The organism is Lysinibacillus sp. (assembly GCF_032093475.1).
Classification (GTDB): domain Bacteria; phylum Bacillota; class Bacilli; order Bacillales_A; family Planococcaceae; genus Lysinibacillus; species Lysinibacillus irui.
Genome location: NZ_DAMDAY010000172.1, coordinates 1 through 6,928 on the forward strand (window position 1 = coordinate 1; position 6,928 = coordinate 6,928).

The window sequence follows — 6,928 nt, forward strand, 5'->3', positions numbered from 1 at the left end:
GGAAACGGCCTTCCATTACTTAGACCGTTTTCACTTCCGCTCCATTGTAGAAAAGGATCATAATTTTGCCGCTTCTTTAGGGGGGCTTACCTATGGTGTGACAGCACTAGAGCTGGCAGACGCATATACAAGCTTTATTGACGGATCTTATGCTCTAGCCCATAGCATACGGAAAGTCACTGCTTTAGATGGTACAGAACTTTATAGTTGGGATACACAGCGCGATCAAATCTGGTCTCCTAAAACCGTAAAATACATGCGGGAACTACTTGCAGATGTTGTAGCAAACGGAACGGGACAGGGTGTCTATAGTAACAGCAGCTACGTTGGTGCAAAAACTGGAACAACGAATGACTATCGTGACTACTGGCTTGCTGGACTTAATGATGAATATACTGCAGCTGTATGGCTAGGGTATGATAAGCCTCAAACGATGCAAAAGTTAGAGGAATACAAAATCCATCATCAATTATTTAATGTTTTACTTGAGTAGAACTAAAAGGTAGCAGTCTTGAAGCGACTGCTACCCTTTTTAGTATGTGTATCTAATTTGCAAACGGCAAACTTGCCAAAATACCATTGTATAGTTTCAACACAACATAAATAACAAGTGTTAAAAGAATAGTCCACATAAAAAGCTCAAAGATTAATAGACCGATTGTGCTGCTCATTGACATGAATTGGCTCATTTTATAGATAAGGTAAATAAAGTATGTAAACACCGTAATCACAAAAATACCTATTAAAACATAAATAAATTGAATGGCAAATGCCGAACACATTGCACCTATAAATAAGATAATATAGCCGCTTCGAGCCTGACTAACAGTTGCTCCATCGTTGTCTTTAGAAAAGAACAGCATACCTAACTCATGAATCGTTTCCCCTACTAGTTTAAGTGCAGAAAATAACATAAAAAAAACAATGGCGAAAACGATAAGGAGAAATACACGTAATTCAAAATCAGATAAAAATTCCCGCATACCTGAATAAACGCCAATCGATTGAAAAATCTGTAAGGATTCGCCAACAGCATACATGCCAAATGTCAAACTAAACAATAAAATTGTAATTAATGGTAAATAACCATAGATATATGGATTCCTCATAAAAAATTTTTTTCCTCTATTTTTATTGATAACTTCCTATTTATAATATAACGAAAATTCTTCCACGACCGCAAGCTAAATCCCATTAGTGCATATGCATTCCCAATTAAAGTACGTTATAATTGATATACTTACCTGCATAAAGGAGGGTTTTTTTGTTACAAGTACTTTATATTTTCATTCCAATGCTTGCTGCAATATTAGTGCCATTATTATATAAACGCATGAAAAATATTCACACAGGCTGGTTTGTGCTTGCTGTACCTGCTACGCTTGCGGTTATTTATGCAACATATATTGCTCAAGTGTCTAAGGGGGAAGTATTCACTGCAGAGCTTCCTTGGATTCCATCGCTTGATATTTCCATCGTCTCGTATTTGGATGGACTAAGCTTATTATTTTCTTTACTTATTACTGGAATTGGCTCGTTAGTCGTACTTTACTCTATTTTTTACTTAGATAAACATAAAGAAAAATTACATAACTTTTATGTTTACTTACTGTTATTTATGTCAGCCATGCTTGGAGTAGTACAGTCAGATCATTTAATTTCATTATATTTCTTTTGGGAACTAACCTCTATTTCGTCATTTTTACTCATTGGCTATTGGTATACTCGTGATGCCTCTCGTTTTGGCGCACTCAAATCAATGATGATTACGGTTGGTGGCGGCTTAATGATGCTAGGTGGCTTCGTTCTTCTTTATTTAATGGGTGGGACCTATTCAATCCGAGAATTGATTGCCATGGCACCTAATTTAGTAGAACATCCTTTATTCACTTGGTCACTTATTCTATTGCTCTTAGGAGCATTTACAAAATCCGCACAATTCCCATTCTATATTTGGCTACCTGATGCAATGGAAGCGCCTACACCAGTTAGTGCCTATCTGCACTCTGCAACAATGGTAAAAGCAGGTATCTATTTAGTTGCACGATTTACACCGATTTTTGCAGCCTCAGAGCTATGGGTGTGGCTTGTTACGGGTATCGGTATCTTAACATTATTCTGGGGTTCCTTCTTTGCAGTGAAGCAAACGGATTTAAAAGGTATCCTTGCATTCTCTACAGTAAGTCAACTTGGTCTTATTATGTCGCTCTTAGGTGCAAGTGCAGTTGCCTTTCATTCTAGCGAATCCATAGATACGATAAAATTTGCGGCATTTGCTGCTATCTTCCACCTGATTAACCACGCTACATTTAAAGGTAGTCTATTCATGATTGCCGGTATTGTCGATCATGAAACAGGTACACGAGATATTCGTAAGCTTGGTGGGCTAATGAGTATTATGCCGATTAGTTTTACAGTTGCGGCAATAGGGAGCTTATCAATGGCTGGTCTTCCACCATTTAACGGCTTCCTAAGTAAAGAAATGTTTTTAACTGCTATGCTTGCACTTCAAAAGTTTGAATTTTTCGGCTTTGATACATGGGGTGCTTTATTCCCTATTATCGCTTGGATTGCTAGTATATTCACATTTATTTATAGCTTTTATTTTGTTTTCAAAACATTCAATGGAAATTATAAGCCTGAACAATTACCTCATAAGCCACATGAGGCGCCAATTGGGATGTTAATTTCCCCTATACTTTTAGCAGCTTTAGTTGTGACAATATTCTTTATTCCGAACTTTATCGGGAATACCTTTGTCAAGCCAGCTGTTCAAGCCATTCAACCATTTTTATATGATACACCTCAAGCGATTGATATACATGTAGAAGCTTGGCATGGCATTAACCCTGAGCTACTCATGACTATTGGAATTGTTATTATAGGTGTACTGTTATTTGTAGCCTTACCAAAATGGCAAGGAATGTATCAAAGATTCCCACAAGCATTCACACTCAACAATGCTTACGACAAAATGATGCAGGGATTAGATACTGGATTAAACCGTCTATCACGACTATATATGACAGGCTCTATGCGTCATTACTTACTATATATGTTTAGTGGTATAGCTATTATTGTCATCGGCTCTCTTTTTGTAAAAGATGCCTTTAGTATTTCATTCGAAGAGACCTCACCAATCAAGCCATATGAAATTATCTTAATCTTGGTGTTATTGATTGGAACAGCTATTACTATACTGGCAAAATCTCGTTTAACAGCTATCATCGGTCTTGGTGCTGTTGGATATACAGTTGCATTATTCTTTGTCATTTTTAATGCGCCTGATTTAGCGCTAACACAGCTAGTTATTGAAACCATCTCTGTAGCACTATTTTTATTGGCGTTTTACCATCTACCTAAGCTTGGTAAACGCGAAGAGCGTATGAGATTTCAGTTAAATCGAGCTGTTGTTTCCATTGCAGTTGGTGTAATGGTGACGCTTGTTGCACTATCATCACATTCACAAAAACTTATTCCTTCCATCTCTAAGTACTATGAGGAAACCGTTTACTCAAAAGCTGGTGGTGGAAATATTGTCAACGTAATTTTAGTAGATTACCGTGGCTTCGATACATTATTTGAAATTACAGTGCTAGGCATTGCCGGTATGGCCATCTTAGCCATGATTAAGCTACGTATGAATAGAAAGGAGAAAACACATGAAAACAAATGATGTGATAATACAATTTACAGCTAAAATTGTATTTTTCATTATTTTCTTCTTCTCCATTCATATCTTTTTAGCTGGTCACTACACTCCTGGTGGAGGCTTTGTTGGAGGACTGTTAACTTCAAGCGCGATTGTTCTTTTGGTGTTAGCCTTTGATATTAATACAGTTCGTCATATTTTACCTATTAATTACACGTATCTAACAGCAATTGGCTTACTTTTAGCCCTTGCTACAGCGGCATTTCCCATGTTTGTAGGGAAACCGTTTTTCACTCATTTCTTTGATTATTTCGATTTACCGCTTCTAGGCAAACAGTCCTTACACACGGCTATGCTTTTTGATAGCGGTGTCTATTTGGTTGTTGTCGGCGTTACGATGACCATTATTCAAACGATTGGGGAGGATGAATAATGGAAATAATTATGGCCTTTGTGATCGGCTTTCTCTTTATGGCAGCTGTCTACTTACTATTATCGAAAAGCTTATTACGTATTATTATAGGCACGGGCCTGCTCAGTCATGGTGCCCATTTACTAATCTTAACAATGGGTGGTCTTGGTGGGGAAGCACCTCCCGTTTTAACTGAAGGATCTAAAACTTTTGCAGATCCATTACCTCAGGCACTCATTTTAACAGCTATTGTTATAAGCTTTGGGGTAACAGCTTTCTTCCTGGTACTTGCCTATCGTTCCTATCAGGAGCTAAATACAGATGATATTAGCTTAATGAGAGGAAGTGATGAGGATGAATAACTTCCTACTACTGCCCATTATCATCCCGTTTTTCTTTGGCATGATTTTAATGTTTGGGCAAAAAAATATAACGTATCAACGATCAATTTCATTACTTGGAATTGGACTTGCTTTTATTTCAGCCATTTCCCTACTTTTTAAAGTGAAAAATGATGGTATTCAAAAAGTTACCTTCGGAGACTGGCCAGTTCCTTATGGGATTACTATGGTTTCTGATATGGTATCCGCGTTACTCGTCACAACGACATTGCTTATTGCATTTTTTGTTGTTTGGTATGGCTTTGGTTCCATTACTAAAGAGCGTGAACGCTTCTTTTATTATCCTGGTATTATGTTTATTTTAACTGGGGTAAACGGAGCCTTTACAACAGGCGATATTTTTAACCTGTTCGTTTTCTTTGAAGTATTGCTCATGTCTTCCTATTTACTGATCGTTCTAGGTGGAGAAAAGGGCCAACTGAAAGGCTCTATCAAGTATATTTTAATTAATGTTATTTCATCAGCCTTATTCGTTATTACCGTTGCCTTTTTATATTCGGTAGTAGGTACATTAAATATGGCGGATATTGCCGTCAAAATAGCTGATATCAATCAACCAGGGATTATTACAGTTATTGCTGTCCTATTTTTAATGGTATTTGGACTAAAAGCAGCTATTTTCCCACTCTATTTTTGGTTACCTACTTCGTATGCAGCAGCACCTATTCCGGTATTAACACTATTCGGTGCCCTGCTTACAAAGGTTGGTGTTTATGCTATTGCACGTACCTATACACTGTTCTTTGTACACGATTTATCCTATACGCATGATTTACTAATGGCATTAGCTATCGCTACTATTATTGCGGGTTGTATTGGGGCTTTAGCCTATTTTGATATCAAACTCATTATTATCTACAATATTGTCATTGCAGTCGGCGTCATTTTATTTGGAGTCTCCCAAATGAACGAGGTTTCATTAAAAGGGGCTATCTTCTATTTAATTCACGATATGCTTATTAAGGCCGCGCTCTTTATGTTAATTGGTATTATCATCTACATTACTGGTACATCCGATTTGCGTAAGATGGGTGGTCTCATGAAGAAATATCCTGCTCTTGGTTGGTGTTATTTAATTGCAGCCTTTGGTCTTGCTGGTATACCACCACTTAGCGGGTTTGTTGGAAAGTTGTTGATTGTACAAGGTGGCTTTGAGGCTGGAAGTATGTGGAGCAGTATTTTCATATTAGCCTCTTCACTACTCGTGCTATTGTCCGTGATCCGTATCTTCCTTTATGCCTTTTGGGGTGAGGAGAAAAACACACATGGCACTATTAACAAAGCAGACTATAAAATGCTGTTTATCCCTACGGCCCTTTTAGTGATTATTTCTGTAGCATACGGGGTTGGTTCCGAATGGGTAACACCATTTATGGACGATGCAGCAAAACTATTACATGATCCATCTATCTATATAGATGCTGTAATGAAGGAGGACTAACACTATGGCATTTCAAATGATTTTAAACTTTGTCCTTGCCTTTGTATGGATGTTCCTTTCCTCTAATTACACAGCAGCCGGCTTTATTATTGGGTTTATAATGGGGATTATTTTACTGATCATCATGCGGAGATTTTTCAAGTCACGACTTTATGTCTACCGTTTATGGGCCCTTCTAAAATTAACTTTGCTGTTCTTTAAAGAATTAATATTAGCCAATGTGCAAGTTTTGAAAGTTGTGTTAAAACCTAAATTGGATATGCAACCAGCCTTTTTTGCATATCCTACTGTGCTAACACAGGACTGGGAGATCACTTTACTATCAAGTCTAATTACTTTAACGCCAGGAACAGTTGTCGTTCATGTTTCAGATGATGCGAAAACATTGTATGTACATGCCATTGATATTAGTGATGTAGATGAAGCAATTGCTTCCATACGAGATTCATTTGAGAAAGCAATTTTGGAGGTGAGTAAATCATGACAACATTTATTATTGCAGTCATTGTAGTGATTTGCTTATCGATGATTGCTGTCATATATCGAATGGTAAAAGGCCCTTCAGCATCTGACCGTGTTGTAGCTTTAGATTCCCTTGGTGTATCACTTATTTCCCTTATTGGCCTATTTTCAATCTTAGTGGAAACAAGCTTCTTCCTTGAGATTATTTTATTGCTAGCAATTTTATCGTTTATCGGTACAGTGGCCTTCTCTAAATTCATAGAGAAAGGAGATATCATTAAACGTGACAATTCTCGCTAATAGTTTAGTTATCTTTTTCATTACAGTTGGTGCACTGTTTATTGTCGTGACAGCGATTGGACTTATCCGCTTACCTGATTTGTATACGCGTGCCCATGCCGCTTCCAAAAGTGCCACACTCGGTGTTATGTGTGTACTAATCGGTGTATTCTTTCACTTTTGGCTGATTGAAGATCATTTCAATCCACGTATATTACTGGGGATACTATTCCTCTTCATTACTGGACCTGTTGGTGGACATATTATGACTCGTTCCTCCT

At 37.5% G+C, this 6,928-nt stretch carries 9 protein-coding genes; 8 read left to right on the forward strand and 1 reads right to left on the reverse strand.

Annotated elements, in window-relative coordinates; all coding sequences use genetic code 11:
• A partial coding sequence (locus tag RT445_RS22335) for a penicillin-binding transpeptidase domain-containing protein (RefSeq protein WP_313471592.1) occupies positions 1-493 on the forward strand: 493 nt, incomplete at its 5' end.
• A 52-nt stretch (positions 494-545) separates the two neighbouring features.
• Here RT445_RS22335 and RT445_RS22340 read toward each other — a convergent pair.
• On the reverse strand, positions 546-1,109 hold the full coding sequence (locus RT445_RS22340) for a DUF5366 family protein (RefSeq protein ID WP_274794219.1): 564 nt from the start codon (positions 1,107-1,109) through the stop codon (positions 546-548).
• Between the two features lie 155 nt (positions 1,110-1,264).
• On the opposite strand from RT445_RS22340, the gene RT445_RS22345 reads away from it, so the two are divergent.
• The 7 genes from RT445_RS22345 to mnhG all read left to right on the forward strand — a co-directional run.
• The gene (locus RT445_RS22345; protein WP_312505816.1) at positions 1,265-3,676 is read left to right on the forward strand and encodes a Na+/H+ antiporter subunit A; all 2,412 of its coding nucleotides are present in this window, start codon (positions 1,265-1,267) and stop codon (positions 3,674-3,676) included.
• On the forward strand, positions 3,663-4,085 hold the full coding sequence (locus tag RT445_RS22350) for a Na(+)/H(+) antiporter subunit B (RefSeq protein ID WP_274794221.1): 423 nt from the start codon (positions 3,663-3,665) through the stop codon (positions 4,083-4,085). Before RT445_RS22345 ends, RT445_RS22350 begins: the two co-directional genes overlap by 14 nt.
• On the forward strand, positions 4,085-4,426 hold the full coding sequence (locus RT445_RS22355; RefSeq protein ID WP_274794222.1) for a Na(+)/H(+) antiporter subunit C: 342 nt from the start codon (positions 4,085-4,087) through the stop codon (positions 4,424-4,426). The genes RT445_RS22350 and RT445_RS22355 overlap by 1 nt, the downstream gene beginning before the upstream one ends.
• Positions 4,419-5,906 (forward strand): Na+/H+ antiporter subunit D, encoded by a 1,488-nt coding sequence (locus tag RT445_RS22360; protein ID WP_312505818.1) that lies wholly within the window; start codon positions 4,419-4,421, stop codon positions 5,904-5,906. The genes RT445_RS22355 and RT445_RS22360 overlap by 8 nt, the downstream gene beginning before the upstream one ends.
• Before the next feature lie 4 nt (positions 5,907-5,910).
• On the forward strand, positions 5,911-6,390 hold the full coding sequence (locus RT445_RS22365; RefSeq protein WP_274794224.1) for a Na+/H+ antiporter subunit E: 480 nt from the start codon (positions 5,911-5,913) through the stop codon (positions 6,388-6,390).
• On the forward strand, positions 6,387-6,668 hold the full coding sequence (locus tag RT445_RS22370; protein WP_054610630.1) for a Na(+)/H(+) antiporter subunit F1: 282 nt from the start codon (positions 6,387-6,389) through the stop codon (positions 6,666-6,668). Before RT445_RS22365 ends, RT445_RS22370 begins: the two co-directional genes overlap by 4 nt.
• Positions 6,652-6,928, forward strand: a 277-nt coding sequence (mnhG, locus tag RT445_RS22375; RefSeq protein ID WP_313471596.1) for a monovalent cation/H(+) antiporter subunit G, incomplete at its 3' end; no start/stop codon positions are given. The genes RT445_RS22370 and mnhG, both read left to right, overlap by 17 nt.

Excerpts from the sequence above, each read along its gene's own strand:
- RT445_RS22360 (WP_312505818.1), top strand. The coding sequence starts at position 4,419 with ATGAATAACTTCCTACTACTGCCCATTATCATCCCGTTTTTCTTTGGC.
- RT445_RS22350 (WP_274794221.1), top strand. The coding sequence starts at position 3,663 with ATGAAAACAAATGATGTGATAATACAATTTACAGCTAAAATTGTATTT.
- RT445_RS22340 (WP_274794219.1), bottom strand. The coding sequence starts at position 1,109 with ATGAGGAATCCATATATCTATGGTTATTTACCATTAATTACAATTTTA.
- RT445_RS22365 (WP_274794224.1), top strand. The coding sequence starts at position 5,911 with ATGGCATTTCAAATGATTTTAAACTTTGTCCTTGCCTTTGTATGGATG.
- RT445_RS22370 (WP_054610630.1), top strand. The coding sequence starts at position 6,387 with ATGACAACATTTATTATTGCAGTCATTGTAGTGATTTGCTTATCGATG.
- RT445_RS22355 (WP_274794222.1), top strand. The coding sequence starts at position 4,085 with ATGGAAATAATTATGGCCTTTGTGATCGGCTTTCTCTTTATGGCAGCT.